The 16451-nt window shown below is 44.9% G+C and carries 13 protein-coding genes and 1 pseudogene; 12 read left to right on the top strand and 2 right to left on the bottom strand.

Annotation, left to right across the window (positions count from 1 at the left end; genetic code table 11):
* The 6 genes from nrfD to ACEW8S_RS07790 form a co-directional block, all read left to right on the top strand.
* Positions 1 to 1120: NrfD/PsrC family molybdoenzyme membrane anchor subunit (nrfD, locus tag ACEW8S_RS07815; RefSeq protein ID WP_373517604.1), on the top strand; the 1120-nt coding region annotated here is incomplete at its 5' end.
* A 70-nt stretch (positions 1121 to 1190) separates the two neighbouring features.
* The gene (locus ACEW8S_RS07810) at positions 1191 to 1721 is read left to right on the top strand and encodes a DUF3341 domain-containing protein (RefSeq protein WP_373517603.1); all 531 of its coding nucleotides are present in this window, start codon (positions 1191 to 1193) and stop codon (positions 1719 to 1721) included.
* A complete protein-coding gene (locus tag ACEW8S_RS07805; protein WP_373517602.1) occupies positions 1721 to 2284 on the top strand; it encodes a cytochrome c in 564 nt (187 codons plus the stop codon). The genes ACEW8S_RS07810 and ACEW8S_RS07805 overlap by 1 nt, the downstream gene beginning before the upstream one ends.
* A 15-nt stretch (positions 2285 to 2299) precedes the next feature.
* A complete protein-coding gene (locus ACEW8S_RS07800; RefSeq protein WP_373517601.1) occupies positions 2300 to 3661 on the top strand; it encodes a quinol:cytochrome C oxidoreductase in 1362 nt (453 codons plus the stop codon).
* Positions 3662 to 3708: 47 nt separating this feature from the next.
* The gene (locus ACEW8S_RS07795; protein ID WP_373517600.1) at positions 3709 to 4812 is read left to right on the top strand and encodes a cytochrome c oxidase subunit II; all 1104 of its coding nucleotides are present in this window, start codon (positions 3709 to 3711) and stop codon (positions 4810 to 4812) included.
* Between the two features lie 67 nt (positions 4813 to 4879).
* Positions 4880 to 6709, top strand: coding sequence for a cbb3-type cytochrome c oxidase subunit I (locus tag ACEW8S_RS07790; RefSeq protein ID WP_373517599.1), 1830 nt, complete (start codon positions 4880 to 4882; stop codon positions 6707 to 6709).
* 95 nt (positions 6710 to 6804) lie between these two features.
* Here the strand turns inward: ACEW8S_RS07790 and ACEW8S_RS07785 are convergent, their stop codons facing one another.
* The gene (locus tag ACEW8S_RS07785; protein ID WP_373517598.1) at positions 6805 to 8685 is read right to left on the bottom strand and encodes a peptidase M61; all 1881 of its coding nucleotides are present in this window, start codon (positions 8683 to 8685) and stop codon (positions 6805 to 6807) included.
* Between the two features lie 182 nt (positions 8686 to 8867).
* On the opposite strand from ACEW8S_RS07785, the gene pyrH reads away from it, so the two are divergent.
* From pyrH to ACEW8S_RS07755, 6 genes are all read left to right on the top strand, one after another.
* Positions 8868 to 9575, top strand: coding sequence for a UMP kinase (gene pyrH / locus ACEW8S_RS07780; protein WP_373517597.1), 708 nt, complete (start codon positions 8868 to 8870; stop codon positions 9573 to 9575).
* 46 nt (positions 9576 to 9621) lie between these two features.
* Entirely contained in the window at positions 9622 to 10176 is a 555-nt protein-coding gene (frr, locus tag ACEW8S_RS07775) for a ribosome recycling factor (protein ID WP_373517596.1), read from the top strand.
* 46 nt (positions 10177 to 10222) lie between these two features.
* Complete coding sequence (locus tag ACEW8S_RS07770; RefSeq protein WP_373517595.1) at positions 10223 to 12607, top strand: RND family transporter; 2385 nt, start codon at positions 10223 to 10225, stop codon at positions 12605 to 12607.
* 66 nt (positions 12608 to 12673) lie between these two features.
* Positions 12674 to 14107, top strand: coding sequence for an asparagine--tRNA ligase (gene asnS / locus ACEW8S_RS07765; RefSeq protein WP_373517594.1), 1434 nt, complete (start codon positions 12674 to 12676; stop codon positions 14105 to 14107).
* A gap of 38 nt (positions 14108 to 14145) precedes the next feature.
* On the top strand, positions 14146 to 15609 hold the full coding sequence (rpoN, locus tag ACEW8S_RS07760) for an RNA polymerase factor sigma-54 (protein WP_373517593.1): 1464 nt from the start codon (positions 14146 to 14148) through the stop codon (positions 15607 to 15609).
* Positions 15609 to 16214, top strand: coding sequence for a hypothetical protein (locus tag ACEW8S_RS07755; RefSeq protein WP_373517592.1), 606 nt, complete (start codon positions 15609 to 15611; stop codon positions 16212 to 16214). The genes rpoN and ACEW8S_RS07755 overlap by 1 nt, the downstream gene beginning before the upstream one ends.
* A 3-nt stretch (positions 16215 to 16217) precedes the next feature.
* Here ACEW8S_RS07755 and ACEW8S_RS07750 read toward each other — a convergent pair.
* Positions 16218 to 16451 (bottom strand): annotated as a pseudogene (locus ACEW8S_RS07750) (PorT family protein); the annotation flags it as partial.

Raw genomic sequence — 16451 nt, 5'->3', positions numbered from 1 at the left:
GGCCAAAGACTGGCAGCGCTTTGAGGAAGTCTCATTGGTATTGGCAGGCTTGGCGACTCCCCTAGTACTTTCCGTACACACCATTGTATCCTTTGACTTTGCCACCTCGGTCATTCCCGGATGGCATACCACCATATTTCCACCGTACTTCGTTGCCGGTGCGGTATTCTCCGGCTTTGCAATGGTAAATACGTTGTTAATCATTATGCGAAAAGTATGTAGCCTAGAGGCCTATATCACTATTCAGCATATCGAATTGATGAACATCGTCATCATGATAACCGGCTCGATAGTAGGTTGCGCCTACATCACCGAATTGTTCATGGCTTGGTACTCGGGCGTGGAATACGAGCAATATGCCTTCTTGAACCGGGCTACAGGTCCCTATTGGTGGGCCTACTGGAGTATGATGACCTGTAACGTATTCTCACCACAGTTTATGTGGTTCAAAAAACTACGGACCAGTATTATGTTCTCCTTCTTTATCTCTATCATTGTGAATATCGGGATGTGGTTTGAGCGTTTCGTCATCATCGTAACATCGCTACACCGCGATTACCTGCCTTCTTCATGGACGATGTTCTCCCCCACTTTCGTCGATATCGGGATATTTATCGGAACTCTCGGATTTTTCTTTGTATTGTTCCTATTGTATGCCAGAACTTTCCCGGTCATCGCGCAAGCAGAAGTGAAGTCCATTTTAAAGTCTTCCGGTGAACGTTACAAAAAATTGAGGGAAGCCGGCAAACCCTTGTATACCATTGAAAAAATGAAGGTTACCCAGCCCAGGGAAGAGATAATAACGCAAGATGTCCTCATGGGCGAAGTGGTACCCGCAAAAGATAACAAAGCGGGTGTTTCCGATCTTTTGAGTACTATCGGTACGTTCGACGCTACCACACAAAAGCCCGACGATCTCAAAAAAGTAAAGGGTATCGGTCCGCAGATGGAAGCTACCCTGAACGAAATCGGAATTTATACGTTTGCCCAAGTCGGTAGAATGACCAAAAGGGAATACGATCTGTTGGATTCGATTACCGAATTCTTCCCCGGCAGGGCACAGCGTGACGATTGGGCCGGTCAGGCAAGGTTATTAAGCAGTAAAAATAGAAATAAGTAAGTGGTAGCAGTTGCGGTGGGCTGTAAAAAATTATACAGACCTAGTTTTTTTGAACTTGAACTTAAAACATATGGCATCTAAAACGATACATGCATATTATACCGACGACGACGTGTTGATGCTTGCCGTAAAAAAGGTAAAGGCGGCCAAACATCACATTGAAGAGATATATTGCCCTTTTCCCGTTCATGGGCTGGACAAGGCGATGGGCCTCGCGCCGACCCGTATCGCGATTACGTCGTTTTTGTACGGTTGCGTCGGTCTTACGGTGTCTATCGTAATGATGAACTATATCATGATTCAGGATTGGCCGCAGGATATAGGCGGGAAACCCAGTTTTAGCTATATAGAGAATATGCCGGCATTCGTTCCGATCATGTTCGAGCTGACGGTATTCTTTGCGGCCCACTTGATGGTGATCACGTTTTACCTAAGAAGCCGTCTGTGGCCGTTCAAAAAAGCGGAAAATCCTGATGTACGGACTACCGACGACCATTTTATCATGGAAATTGAAATTCATGACAACGAAAAGGAATTAAAGGATCTGTTGATGGAAACAGGCGCGGTAGAGATTAATATATTGGAAAAAGATAGTCATTGATGATGAACAATTTCAAAAACTTAGGATTGCTATTGGGAATGTTTGCGGTGCTGGTATCATGCTTCGACAAGAACGAACCCAATTATCAATACATGCCGAACATGTATGAGCCGGTTGGGTACGAAACCTATGACGAGGTAGATTTTCTGCCCGATAGCCAAGAAGCCATGGCCCCGGCAGCGAACACCATCCCCCGTGGATGGATTCCCTATCCCTACGAAAACACCCCTGAAGGAAAAGAGTTGGCGCGCCTTCAGGTGAGTCCTCTCGACTCCATCAGCGCCGAAGAGAATTTGGCGGCAGGCGGCCAACTATATACAATTTACTGCGCCATTTGCCATGGCGATAACGGCGAAGGGCAAGGTACCTTGGTACAGCGCGAAAAGATTCTCGGAGTACCCAGTTATGCCGATCCGGTGAGAAACATTACCGTAGGCACCACCATGCACACCATACAATATGGCCTGAACTCCATGGGTTCTTATGCATCGCAAATGAATACCAAGGAGATGTGGCAGGTATCGGAATATGTGATGCAATTGAAAGAAGAATTACAGAAATAATACTTAGAAAGGGATATGTATACATTTTCAAACAGGTTAAAGATCGGTTCCTTCATTCTAATGGTGGTAGGAGCGCTGGGCATAGGTATCGGTTTTTTTACCGCCCCTGGCACTGTAGCAGAGGCCAAGGCGATGGTAGCGGGTCACGGCGACGGGCATGGCGAATCGCACGCCGAAGAGGAATACAAAGAAAATGAAAACGCCGCCGTAGGTATGGGAGCGGAAATCGAGCACGGTAACGCAACCGAAGTCCAGAACGGCGAACACGATGCATCGCACGACGAGCATCTACTGCACCAACTACAGAACAAGCCTTGGGCGGCACTCTACGTGGCGGCCCTATTTTTCTTTCTGATTGCCTTGGGCGTATTGGCATTCTATGCCATAAACCGTGCCGCCCAGGCCGGTTGGACTCCCCTATTGTTCAGGGTCATGGAAGGGATTACGGCCTATTTGGTGCCTGGCGGAATTATCGTATTTGTAATCTTATTGCTCTCCGTATTGCACATGAACCATCTTTTTGTTTGGATGGATGCCGATGTTGTGGCCGAAGATCATATCCTACAAAATAAATCGGGCTATTTGAACCCAACCTTCTTTTTGATCCGCGCAGCTTTTTTCCTAGGGGGATGGATCGCCTATCGGGAATATTCCCGAAAATTGTCCCTACAGCAGGATGAATCCGATGATAATTCCAATTTTAAATTGAATTTTAGGATATCGGCCGGTTTCTTAGTCTTTTATCTGATCAGCGAATCCATTATGTCCTGGGATTGGATCATGAGTGTAGACCCGCACTGGTTCAGTACCTTGTTCGGCTGGTACGTTTTCGCCAGCATGATCGTTTCCGGTATTACCGTAATTGCTATGGTAAGCATTTATTTGAAATCAAGGGGCTATTTACCCGATGTCAACGATAGCCATATTCATGATTTGGCAAAATATATGTTCGGTTTCAGTATTTTTTGGACCTATTTGTGGTTCTCCCAGTTTATGCTCATCTGGTATGCGAATATCCCGGAAGAGGTTACCTATTACGTGGCCCGAATTGCCGATTATAATTTACCCTTCTTCGGCATGGTCGCCATGAACTTTCTATTTCCCGTGCTATTACTTATGAACAGTGACTATAAGCGGATCAACTGGTTTGTAATTTTAACGGGTATTGTAATACTTGCAGGGCACTATATGGACTTCTTTAACATGATAATGCCGGCAACGGTTGGCGATCAATGGTTTATCGGTATTCCCGAGATCGGGGCAATTCTATTCTTTGCCGGCTTCTTTATTTTTTGGGTATTCAGGGCGCTTACCAGTGCTCCTTTGCAGCCCAAACGCAATCCTTTTATCGAAGAAAGCAGGCATTTTCATTATTGAAACAAGGGATTGTTGATTAATTTTAACGTATAATAGTAGAGCATACGATGACGACAGTTTTGATTTTAGCGGTTTTAATCCTAGTGGCCATAGCGATCTGGCAAATGACCAAAATATTCGAGTTGTCACAACTTCGGACCGATAGTTCTGAAATAGCGAACGATTCCGACAATAAGACAAACGGATATCTTTTGTTTGCCTTTTTGATTTTTATCTACGGCATAACCATTTTCAGTTTTTGGAAATACGGGAAACTGTTGCTACCGGAAGCAGCTTCGGCGCATGGTGGGGAATACGACTATTTGATGGTCGTATCCATGGGCATTATCTTTTTCGTACAGACGATTACCCAAGGTTTGTTGCATTACTTCGGTTACAGATACAGAGGTGAAGAAGGCAAAAAAGCCCTTTTTTATGCCGATAATGATCGTTTGGAATTTATTTGGACCATCATTCCGGTAATCGTTCTTTCAGGATTGATTTTATGGGGACTATATACATGGACCAACATCATGGATGTCAACGATGAAGACGACCCTTTGATTGTCGAACTCTACGGTCAGCAATTTAACTGGACGGCAAGATATGGCGGGGAGGACAATGTGCTGGGGCAAGCCAATGTCAGAATGATCGACATCGACAAGGCCAACGTACTCGGCCTTGATGAATCGGATACCTATGCCGCCGATGATGTAATCGTTAGGGAACTTCATCTTCCGGTAGGCCGTAAAGTTAATTTTAAGATTCGGTCCCAAGACGTATTGCATTCCGCTTACATGCCACACTTTAGGGCGCAGATGAACGCAGTACCGGGCATGATTACCGAATTTTCGTTTACGCCCATTACCACTACCGAAGAGATGCGCCAAAAACAGGAAATCATCGATAAGGTCAAACGTACGAACGAAATACGAAAAGAAAGGGCGGCCAACGGAGAAGACAATTCCGACCCTTGGGAGTTTGATTATATTTTGCTCTGTAACAAAATATGTGGTAAATCGCATTATAATATGCAGATGAGGATTATCGTTGAGCCCCAAAAGGACTATGAAGCCTGGATGGCCGAGCAAAAAACTTTCAAGGAAACTGTCATGGGCGATGATTCGCAACCCGCTATGAATGTTGTTGAAACCGCTTCGATAGGTCAGTAAAAGCGAGCAAGCCGAGGCGACAAAAAAAGCTAGAACAAGAAAATTAATAAATAAAAAAAAGTCTAATATGTCTGTAAATGCTAATACACACATAGCCGATGATCACGCTCACGACGAGCATGCGCATCATCACAAACAAACATTCCTTACGAAATATATTTTCAGCCAAGACCATAAAATGATCTCTCGGCAATACCTGATTACGGGGCTTATCATGGGTGTCGTAGGCATCGCCATGTCGCTCCTGTTTCGAATGCAACTCGCCTGGCCAGGTGAATCGAATGCCGTTTTCGGGGCATTATTGGGAAAATGGGCGCCCGAAGGGGTTATGGATGCCGACGTCTATTTGGCATTGGTAACGATACACGGTACCCTAATGGTCTTTTTCGTGCTCACGCAAGGCTTGAGCGGAACTTTTAGCAACTTGTTGATTCCCTTACAGATCGGTGCCCGTGATATGGCATCCGGCTTTTTGAACATGGTCTCGTATTGGATGTTCTTTACCTCTTCGGTAATCATGATCGGCTCGTTGTTCGTCGAAGCGGGACCGGCAGCGGCCGGTTGGACTATCTATCCGCCTTTGAGTGCATTACCTATGGCGCAATCAGGTTCGGGCTTGGGTATGACCCTTTGGTTGACATCGATGGCCATTTTTATTGCATCATCGCTTTTGGGTTCTTTGAACTATATCGTAACGGTCATTAACCTAAGAACGAAAGGCATGTCGATGACGCGATTGCCTTTGACAATTTGGGCGTTTTTCGTTACCGCCATAATCGGTGTCATATCTTTCCCCGTTCTATTGTCTGCTGCATTATTGTTAATAATGGACCGAAGTTTTGGAACTTCCTTTTTCCTATCCGATATTTTTATCCAAGGCGAGGTATTACATTTTCAGGGTGGGTCTCCCGTTCTGTATGAACACCTATTCTGGTTTTTGGGACATCCCGAGGTATACATTGTAATATTACCCGCTATGGGTATCGTATCCGAGGTATTGGCGGTTAATTCACGTAAACCTATATTCGGGTATCGCGCAATGATAGCATCAATCTTGGCCATCGCCTTTTTATCGACGATCGTTTGGGGCCACCATATGTTCATTTCGGGTATGAATCCGTTTTTGGGCTCGGTATTTACTTTTACGACCCTCTTAATAGCGATTCCCTCAGCGGTCAAGGCCTTTAACTGGATAACCACGTTATGGAAGGGCAACTTACAACTAAACCCGGCGATGCTGTTCTCAATAGGTATGGTTTCCACATTTATTACCGGTGGACTCACCGGAATCATCTTGGGGGACAGTACACTGGATATCAATGTACATGATACCTATTTCGTAGTGGCACACTTTCACCTAGTAATGGGTATTTCGGCACTGTATGGTATGTTTGCGGGTATCTATCACTGGTTTCCGAAATTGTTCGAAGGCAAGATGATGAACAAGAATATGGGGTATGTCCATTTTTGGGTTACCGCTGTCGGATCTTACGGTATCTTTTTCCCGATGCACTTTGTGGGCATGGCTGGAGTACCAAGGCGGTATTATCAAAATACGGCCTTCCCGATGTTCGATGATTTGACCGATGTACAAGTATTAATGACCGTATTTGCGCTGATTACCGCCGGAGCACAATTGATTTTCGCCTATAATTTCGTGCATAGCATCTTCTATGGTAAAAAAGGACCAAGAAACCCGTGGCAAGCGACTACTTTAGAGTGGACGACTCCCAGAGAACACATTCACGGCAACTGGCCAGGTGCCATACCCGAAGTGCACCGCTGGCCCTATGATTATAGTAAGGTCGACGAAGACGGTGAATACATTATTCCAGGTCAGGATTTCGTTCCACAAACGCTTCCCTTGCAAAAAGATGAAGAAGAACTCAATCATTGATTCTGTTTAGGGCAAGAACCAAATTGCGGCTTGGCTTGTATCAAAATAAAAAGCCCGACTTCGACAGTTGGGCATTTTATTTTACTGTTCTCAATTCACGATTTTAACCAAGACTCCCGTAACTGGGCTTCTTTCGGAGCGATATTCGCTACTGGAACAATCGTTCCGACCTCTAACATCGGGGTACCGACTTTGCCCTCGAATTTGACTTCTTCACCGCCGCGTTGAACGGTCATGGTGATTTCGGTATCGGGCGACCAACCAAAACTCTGGCCGATTATAGGGCGAATGGCGTCTAATGTAATCGGGGTATCGTTAATGCTTTTAATTACATCGCCTCCTTCTGCTCCTAAATCCATGAAAAAGCTATTGAGAGGGATACCCTTACGTACAAAGACCGCATTGTCTTTCGCTGGGTCAATGTCTATAAAAGGTTCCTCGCCGTCAAGAAAATATCCGGTCTGCTTTTCTGATTTTTCCATCTTCAGCCCGACCTTCGCCAAATAGGCATCATAATTAATCGGAATATCGCCAATTACGTGGTCGTCAAAAAAGGTTCGAAGCTCAGGATAGGTCATCCCTACAATCTCATCGATGAGTCGGTCATCTTCGAAAGGCGTGTCCTTTCCATATTTTTTTGAAAGTTCCTTCATCAGCCATAATACTCCCTTTTCTCCATTGCTCCATTGCCGTAGCTCAATATCCAAGGCCATATTGATCAAGGCCCCTTTCTCGTAAACGTTAGCATAGTTTTGCTTGTAAGGCTTTTCAAGAATATTTTGGCTCATGGTCGTAAATGATAGGGCATCATCGTAGGATTTGGAATTGGTAATCTTATCCATCATCCGCTGGTAGAATTCCGTTTCGTCTATCAAGCCCTGCTGTACTTGAAAAAGATTCGCAAAATATTCGGTGGTACCTTCGTACATCCAGAGATGACGTGACATTTTCGGATCGTTGAAATCGAAATACTGCACTTCTTTTGAATGCACGTTCAGCGGTGTTACGGTATGGAAAAACTCATGGGAAACCACATCGATCATGGTCTGCTCCAGACGCTCCTTGTCCATAGCCTCCGGCAGAACAACCGTCGTCGAAGTATGATGCTCCAAGGCGCCGAAACCGCCGGCATCCGTAGAGTCCCATTTAGAAAGGTACAACAGAATATCATAGTTCTTCGTAGTATTGACATCGCCTAAAAATGCCTTTTGAGCGGTCATCATCTTTTCCATTTTTTCCCTCAAGTCCGATGCCTTGTAGACTTCATTCGGGGAATAAACGCTCAATCTTACCCTAATATCGTTTAGCTGAAAGGATTCGGTATTGGGCTCGGCATATAAAATCGGATTATCGATGACCTCGAAATAGCGGCTCGCAAGAAAAGTATCCGTTCCCGGTTTCTCGTCGGTCGCACCTTTCATGGTCAAGGTAGTGGTGGGCTTCAAATTTTCCGGAACACTGATCTCGATTTCATAGGGCACTTCTTGAAAACCTTTGAAATAGCCAACAAAACCATGCAGGTTGAGCATAAAGTTCTTATCCTTGAGGATATTCGTCCCTGCCGGGGAAAATACGGCGTCTTCTGTTTTTGATTCCGTGTCGTAGGTATCGTTCACGTAATACGTAACCTTGTCCAGATTTTTACCTTTGGTTATGTTCCATGTGTTATCATCGCCCTTGGTAACGGCCAACTCCTTTCCATCGTAATCCAGGGCTTTGAGATTTTCGATATACTTGCCGTAATTATCGGTACTATACGTACCCGGCACCGTTTTGGGAATCAAGAAAGAGACGTCGTTCGTAGTAAAAGTTCCTGGATCCACCGAGACCATCACTTTGTCGTCTACCACGTTCTTCAAGTCCATAAAAGTACGGATTGCCGTTTTATCGGCCGTTAGCAATGCTTTGGTCGAACCGCAACCATAAAAGACAAATCCGGTTACGGTTAGAAGCGCCCATTTTTTAATCCTGTTCATTTTCAAAAGAATTTATACGGAAGAACCGCTGTTATACTATACTGCAAGAATATAAATTTTAACAGAATTGTACATCATGATTAGCAAATTATTAAGGAGGCCAGTTATCGAACCCCGCACCATTTTTTCTTCCATCCCGCTAACAATTTTTGATTATTTTTGTCGCAAAGAAATAGTGACGGATGCAATACAAAAGGATACTTTTAAAACTAAGCGGCGAAGCTTTGATGGGCGATAAGCAATACGGAATAGACGCCAAGCGCCTTGCAGATTACGCCGAGGAAATCAAGGAAGTAGCCGATAAAGGTGTTGAAATCGCTATCGTTATCGGGGGAGGGAATATCTTTAGGGGCCTTGCCGGTGCGGCTACCGGTATGGATCGGGTCCAAGGCGACCATATGGGTATGCTGGCGACCGTAATCAATGGCTTGGCACTGCAAAGTGCCCTTGAAATTACCGGGGTGCAGACCCGGTTGCAGTCTGCCATACAAATCAACGAGGTAGCCGAACCTTTTATCCGAAGACGGGCCATGCGCCATCTCGAAAAGGGCCGGGTCGTCATTTTTGGCGGGGGAACCGGAAATCCGTATTTCACTACCGATTCTGCGGCAGTGTTGCGCGCCATCGAAATCGAGGCAGATGTAATCTTAAAGGGAACCCGGGTAGACGGCATTTATACTTCCGATCCGGAAAAAGATAAAAACGCCACCAAATTCGATACGATTTCCTTCGCCGATGTGCTGTTAAAAGGTTTGAAAGTTATGGATACGACCGCCTTTACATTGAGTCAAGAGAACGAGCTACCAATCGTTGTTTTCGACATGAACAAAAGGGGCAATCTCTTGAAGCTGGTCGAAGGCGAAAATATAGGTACTGTTGTGAACCTTTAAGTCACAGTTTTAAATCTTTTTTAGATAGTTATTTTAAATTTGAACCATGAACGAAGACGTACAGTTTATATTGGATTCCGCAAAGGAAGGTATGGTAGACGCCATCAAACATTTGGAAAAGGAATTTATGAAAATCCGTGCTGGCAAGGCCAGTCCGGCCATGCTCTCATCGGTTATGGTGGAATATTATGGTTCGGAGACCCCCCTTTCACAAGTTGCGAACATCAATACGCCCGACGGGCGTACAATTTCCGTTCAACCTTGGGAGAAAAATATGCTACAGCCCATAGAAAAGGCCATCATGAACTCAAATCTGGGCTTCAACCCTATGAACAATGGCGATTTCGTCATCATTAACGTGCCACCATTAACAGAGGAACGCCGCATTCAGTTGACCAAACAGGCCAAGGCAGAGGCCGAAGACGCCAAAGTGGGTGTTCGAAACGCCCGTCAAGATGCCAATAGGGAGATTCGAGACCTCGATATTTCCGAAGACTTGCAGAAAAATGCTGAAGTCGACGTACAGGCACTTACGGACACTTACAGTAAAAAGATAGATATCTTTTTGGAGGCAAAGGAAGCGGAGATTATGAAAGTCTAGCAATCGTTCCCTACCTTTGCTCTCGGTAAAAAACTGCAAAATTAAGGTGTCAAACTTTACAAAAGGCTTTTGGGAAAAAACGGCGAATATCATTCTCCGAAACCGGATCTTGATATTGGTCTTGATTGCCGCGTTTACGGTCTTTTTGGGCATGCAGTGGAAGAATATGCGGTTCAGCAACTCAACGGCCAACCTCTTACCTAATGACCATCCCGTCAATGTCGAGTATCTAGACTTTTTGAAAACCTTCGGTGAAGAAGGCAATGCCATAGTTTTTGGTATTAGGGATTCTTCGTTGTTCACCCCATCGAAATTGAACCGTTGGAACAAGCTTAGCAAGCAGTTGGCCGCTTTTCCCGAAATCGATTTTGTGCTTTCCCTTGATAATCTCAAAGAACTTAAAAGGGATACTACAGATCAAAAATTTGTGCTGAAGCCGTTGATAAGCTCTCAGGTCAGAACGCAGTCCCAAATTGACTCCCTAACCGACCATCTTTTTAACGACCTACCCTTTTACGACAATTTGCTGTTCAACAAAGAAAGCGGCACCATCAGAACCGTCGCCAACCTCGACAAGGAAATCGTCAACACCTCGGTCAGGAAAAATTTTATACTGCAGGAGGTCAACGAACTGGTCGCTGATTTTGAAGCGGAGACCGATCTTGACGTACGCATATCGGGCATGCCGTACATACGTACCATGAATTCCCAAAGTATTATCGACGAAATCGGAAAGTTTATCGGTGCGGCATTACTGGTCACCTCTTTGATTTTCTTTTTCTTTTTCAGAAGTTTTCGGGCCACCCTAATTTCGATGTGTGTGGTTATCATCGGCGTGATGTGGGCCTTTGGTATTTTAGGACTGCTGGAATATGAAATTACGGTACTGACCGCATTGATTCCACCACTGATCATCGTTATCGGAATTCCAAACTGTATCTTTTTGATCAATAAATACCAACAAGAGGTGAAAAAGCACGGCAATCAAGCCTTGTCGTTGCAGCGGGTCATTTCGAAGATCGGCAACGCGACCCTTATGACCAACATGACTACTGCATCCGGTTTTGCGACATTTATAATCACCGATAGCAAGCTGTTGACGGAATTTGGAGTCGTTGCCTCTTTGAACATTATCGGAATTTTTATTCTCTCGCTATTGATAATCCCGATTATCTACAGCTACCTGTCCCTTCCAAAGACCCGGCATTTAAAGCATCTGAATAAAAAATGGATCGATGCTTTCGTCAATAGGATGGAACATCTTGTAAGAAATAAAAGAATTGCGGTATATATCGTCTCCTTAAGCCTTCTAATCGCCAGTATTATCGGCATCTATCAAATCAAGATTTCGGGAAGCCCTATTGAAGATATGCCCAAAAATGCCCAGTTCTTCAAAGATATTCGCTTTTTTGAATCGGAATTCGACGGTATTATGCCCGTCGAAATCGTGGTCGACACCAAGCGGCCCAAAGGGGTAATGAATACCAATACCCTGAAAAAACTAGATCAGATGGACGGGATAATTACGGAAATCCCCGAACTATCACAACCGCTTTCCGTGGTGAACCTTGTAAAATATTCGAAACAGGCCTTCTACAACGGCATGCCCAAATATTACCAGCTACCCACCAAGCAAGAGACGAATTTTATCTTAAGCGTTGCCCAAAAATCCGCCGGCGATGGCAATCTGCTGCAAAACTTCGTCGATAGCACGGGTCAGACCGCACGCATGACCACCTTCATAAGAGACGTGAAGACCGACCGAATGGAAGAAATTATAGGTCGGCTCTCCGAAAACCTGGACAAGCTTTTTCCGCCCGACCGCTATGATACTTACATGACCGGTAGCGCCATACTATTTTTACAGGGCACCAAATATTTGGTGAAAAACCTTGTAATGTCCCTCGCCTTTGCCATCTTTCTGATCGCCGTTTTTATGGCGTATCTGTTCCGGTCGTTTCGAATGATTATCATATCGTTGATACCCAATCTGCTTCCATTACTTATCACCGCAGGGATTATGGGCTTTATCGGGGTGCCGATCAAACCATCGACCATCTTGGTATTTAGCATCGCTTTTGGTATTTCGGTGGATGATACCATCCATTTTTTGGCGAAATACCGTCAAGAACTCATTACCAATAACTGGCAAATAAAAAAATCGGTTTATGCGGCCTTGCGGGAAACCGGGGTCAGTATGTTTTACACCTCTATAGTACTTTTCTTCGGCTTTTCGGTCTTTATTATTTCCGATTTTGGCGGTACGGTTGCGTTGGGGTCTTTGGTTTCGGCCACTTTGTTGTTCGCTATGCTGTCCAATCTTATCCTGCTTCCCTCCTTATTGTTGTCACTAGAGCGAAATATTGCGAGCCAGGAATATTTGAAGGAACCACAAATAGACATTCTACCTAAGGATGAGGATACCAATTAAAATTCCAAGTACCGAATCTATCACCCCAAAATCCTATCTTTGCGGCCTAATTTGAAAAAATCACGAATGAAATCGACCAGCGTAAAAGAACTACTTTCCAAAAATCTTTTGGTACGGCAAGTTTCCGTTAACGGATGGGTCAAGACCTTTCGAAGCAATCGTTTTATCGCCCTTAACGATGGTTCGACCTTGGCCAATATCCAGTGTGTGGTCGATTTTGAAAAGCTCGATGAAGCTGTATTGAAACAGATTCATACCGGAGCGGCTTTAAAGGTCAGCGGTACCTTGGTGGAGAGCCAAGGTTCCGGCCAAAACGTAGAAATACAGGTATCCGATATTTTTGTTCATGGCGGGGCAGATCCCGAAACCTATCCCATACAGCCTAAAAAGCATTCTTTGGAATTTTTGCGCGAAAAAGCCCATTTGCGCATACGTACCAATACATTTGCCGCAATTATGCGCGTGCAATCAGCGTTGTCGTTTGCGATACACCAGTATTTCACCGAGAACGGATTTTATAACTTCCACTCCCCTATCATCACGGGATCCGATGCGGAAGGAGCGGGCGAGATGTTCAGGGTAACTACTTTGGATGGCAAAAAACCGCCATTGAACGACGATGGATCAATAAATTTCAAGGAAGATTTCTTTGGAAAGGAAACCAACTTGACCGTATCGGGACAATTGGAAGCAGAAGCCTATGCCATGGCCTTGGGCAAAGTGTATACCTTCGGACCGACCTTCAGGGCAGAAAATTCCAACACCTCGAGACACCTTGCGGAATTTTGGATGGTCGAACCCGAAGTGGCTTTCAATGACTTGGACGACAATATGGATTTAGCCGAGGATTTCATTAAAAAGGTCGTACAGTACGTTTTGCAGCACTGCGAGGAAGACTTACAGTTTTTGGAAAATCGCTTGTTGGACGAGGAAAAATCCAAGCCCCAGGTCGAACGCAGTGAAATGCCCTTGATCGAAAAACTGAAATTCGTCTCCGAAAATACCTTTCAAAGGGTTACCTATACCGAGGCCATCGATATTTTACGAAATTGCAAGCCCAACAAAAAGAAAAAATTCCAGTACATCATCAACGAGTGGGGTGCCGATCTGCAAAGCGAACATGAGCGGTATTTGGTGGAAAAACATTTTAAATGTCCCGTTATCCTTTTTGATTATCCCGCAAAAATAAAAGCTTTTTATATGCGTTTAAACGAGGATGGAAAAACGGTACGCGCCATGGATATCCTTTTTCCCGGTATCGGGGAAATTGTGGGGGGTTCTCAACGTGAGGAGCGCTTGGATGTCCTAAAGGAAAAAATGGCCGCATTGGGCATTTCCGAAGAAGAACTCTGGTGGTATCTCGACCTGCGCAAGTTCGGCAGCGCTGTTCACAGCGGTTTCGGCCTCGGTTTTGAGCGTTTGGTACTTTTCGCCACCGGCATGGGCAACATCAGGGATGTTATCCCATTCCCCAGAACGCCGCAAAATGCGGAGTTCTGATCGGAAATCATTAACTTTATAAAGTAAGATTTGCCCTGATGCTAAAACAACACCTACAATTCAAGCTATCCCAAAAGCTATCGCCGCAACAGATACAGTTGATGAAACTGATCCAGTTGCCGACGCAGGCCTTTGAACAACGACTGAAACAGGAGCTTGGGGAAAATCCGGCCCTTGAAACCGGCAAAGAGGAAACCGATTCCGTCGATGACCCTTACGACGAACTGTACGACAATGATGAATCGGGGGATAACGAGACCATAGATACGGAGGACATCAACATCGACGAATATCTGAGTGACGACGAGATTCCCGATTACCGGACCAAAGCGAACAACTACAGTGCGGACGACGAAGAGAAAAATGTGCCCTACGCCGCTGGAATTTCCTTCACCCAATATCTGCTCAACCAACTCAATACGGTATATCTCAACGACGAGGAATGGAGCATCGCCGAATTTTTGGTCGGTAGTGTAGACGAAAGCGGCTATATACGCAGACCGTTATCCGACATTCTCGACGATTTGGCCTTTACCCAGAATGTCTACACCGAAGAAAAAACGATTGAAAGGGTACTCAAAATCGTCCAAAATTTAGATCCCCCGGGGGTGGCCGCCCGTTCGCTAAAAGAAAGCCTGGTTATTCAACTCGAAAGAAAGCATCCGACCCCAAAGATAGAACTGGCAACTACCATCTTGGATAAATCATTTGATCAATTCACAAAGAAACACTATAAGAAACTACTCCAAAAACATAATATTTCCGAAGAACAGCTCAAAGACGCCATTTCGGAAATCGAAAGGCTGAATCCCAAACCTGGCGGATCGTATTCCGGCAACAACCGCATGGTTGAACATGTGGTACCCGATTTTTCAATACGTATCGTTGATGGGGAACTAGAACTTTCGCTCAATGGCAGAAATGCCCCTGAACTTCATGTATCCCGCGAATACAGCAACATGCTGAAAGGCTACAAAGAAGCTAAAAGCAAAACCAAATCACAAAAAGACACCGTACAGTTCATCAAGCAAAAGCTCGATGCTGCCAAATGGTTCATCGATGCCATCCGCCAGCGACAGCAGACCCTGTTCGTTACGATGAGTGCCATCATGAACTATCAGGAAGCGTATTTTTTGAGCGGTGATGAACGAAACTTACGCCCCATGATCTTAAAGGATATCGCGGATGAAATTGATATGGACGTTTCAACTGTTTCCCGGGTGGCCAACAGTAAGTATGTCGATACCCCATACGGCACCAAATTGATCAAGGAATATTTTTCCGAATCCATGAAAAACGATCAGGGGGAGGATGTTTCGACCAAGGAAATAAAAAAAATACTGGAAACTGTAATAAAAGAAGAACCAAAGAAAAAACCGCTTACCGACGACAAGTTGGCGGCCATACTCAAGGAAAAAGGCTACCCCATTGCCCGGCGGACCGTAGCCAAGTACAGGGAACAACTAGATATTCCCGTCGCACGGTTACGAAAGAAAATCTAATGCGAATTTTCTTCCAGTCGATATCCTACATCTTTCACCCTTTGTTCGTACCCTTGGCCGGTACCTGTGCCTATTTTATGGTCACACCGAAATACAGCCCTACCGCGCTTCAGAGTGCCAACATCCTACCGATTTTCATTCTTACGGTCATCATACCCATCATTGCGTTCTTTATTCTGAAAAATATCGGGCTGGTAAAAAGTGTTTTTATACCTGCCATAGAAGAGCGTAAATATCCCTTGTACATTCATATTATTTTGCTACTGATGGTCGTTTACAAGGTAATACCGAACGATTATACCCCAGAGCTACATTTTTATTTTTTGGGTCTTATCGCCGCTGCGATGACCGCCCTTCTACTGCTGTTCTTAAAGTTTAAGGTCAGCATGCATTTGATGGGCATGGGCAACCTGTTCCTATTTTTGGTATGCCTGAGCATACACTTCGAGATCAACATTACCTTGGCGGTAAGCCTGCTCACCTTGGCAACCGGTCTTGTCGCCACATCACGGCTCTACCTCAAGGCACATTCAAGACCCGAAATCGCAATCGGTTTTCTGATCGGGTTGCTTTCGCAGCTGCTATTGGTGAAATTCTGGTTGTGAAAATCACAAAATATAGAAAATAAGTCCTATCCGAAGAGGTTTCATTGCGATATCGACCCCCTCTACCGAAGTGCCATCCTCGAAAAGTTGGTTCAAGGCGTAATAGGCGTGTACGTTAAACGTATTGTATCCGAAATTGAAGGTCAAGCCATATTGGAATCGACGGATATCCCCGTTATAGAAAGATGCCCGTTCATTATTCGTTTTGTCGGAGATGTACTTAGAACGCCCCCCGAC

It is taken from the genome of Pricia sp., from assembly GCF_041745955.1.
Lineage (GTDB): Bacteria > Bacteroidota > Bacteroidia > Flavobacteriales > Flavobacteriaceae > Pricia.
This window is presented reverse-complemented; position numbering and strand designations above follow the sequence as displayed.

Bases quoted from the DNA above. Each gene is read 5' to 3' on its own strand.
- ACEW8S_RS07810 (WP_373517603.1), top strand. From the start codon at position 1,191: ATGGCATCTAAAACGATACATGCATATTATACCGACGACGACGTGTTG.
- ACEW8S_RS07805 (WP_373517602.1), top strand. From the start codon at position 1,721: ATGATGAACAATTTCAAAAACTTAGGATTGCTATTGGGAATGTTTGCG.
- ACEW8S_RS07800 (WP_373517601.1), top strand. From the start codon at position 2,300: ATGTATACATTTTCAAACAGGTTAAAGATCGGTTCCTTCATTCTAATG.
- ACEW8S_RS07795 (WP_373517600.1), top strand. From the start codon at position 3,709: ATGACGACAGTTTTGATTTTAGCGGTTTTAATCCTAGTGGCCATAGCG.
- ACEW8S_RS07790 (WP_373517599.1), top strand. From the start codon at position 4,880: ATGTCTGTAAATGCTAATACACACATAGCCGATGATCACGCTCACGAC.
- ACEW8S_RS07785 (WP_373517598.1), bottom strand. From the start codon at position 8,685: ATGAACAGGATTAAAAAATGGGCGCTTCTAACCGTAACCGGATTTGTC.
- pyrH (WP_373517597.1), top strand. From the start codon at position 8,868: ATGCAATACAAAAGGATACTTTTAAAACTAAGCGGCGAAGCTTTGATG.
- frr (WP_373517596.1), top strand. From the start codon at position 9,622: ATGAACGAAGACGTACAGTTTATATTGGATTCCGCAAAGGAAGGTATG.
- asnS (WP_373517594.1), top strand. From the start codon at position 12,674: ATGAAATCGACCAGCGTAAAAGAACTACTTTCCAAAAATCTTTTGGTA.
- rpoN (WP_373517593.1), top strand. From the start codon at position 14,146: ATGCTAAAACAACACCTACAATTCAAGCTATCCCAAAAGCTATCGCCG.
- ACEW8S_RS07755 (WP_373517592.1), top strand. From the start codon at position 15,609: ATGCGAATTTTCTTCCAGTCGATATCCTACATCTTTCACCCTTTGTTC.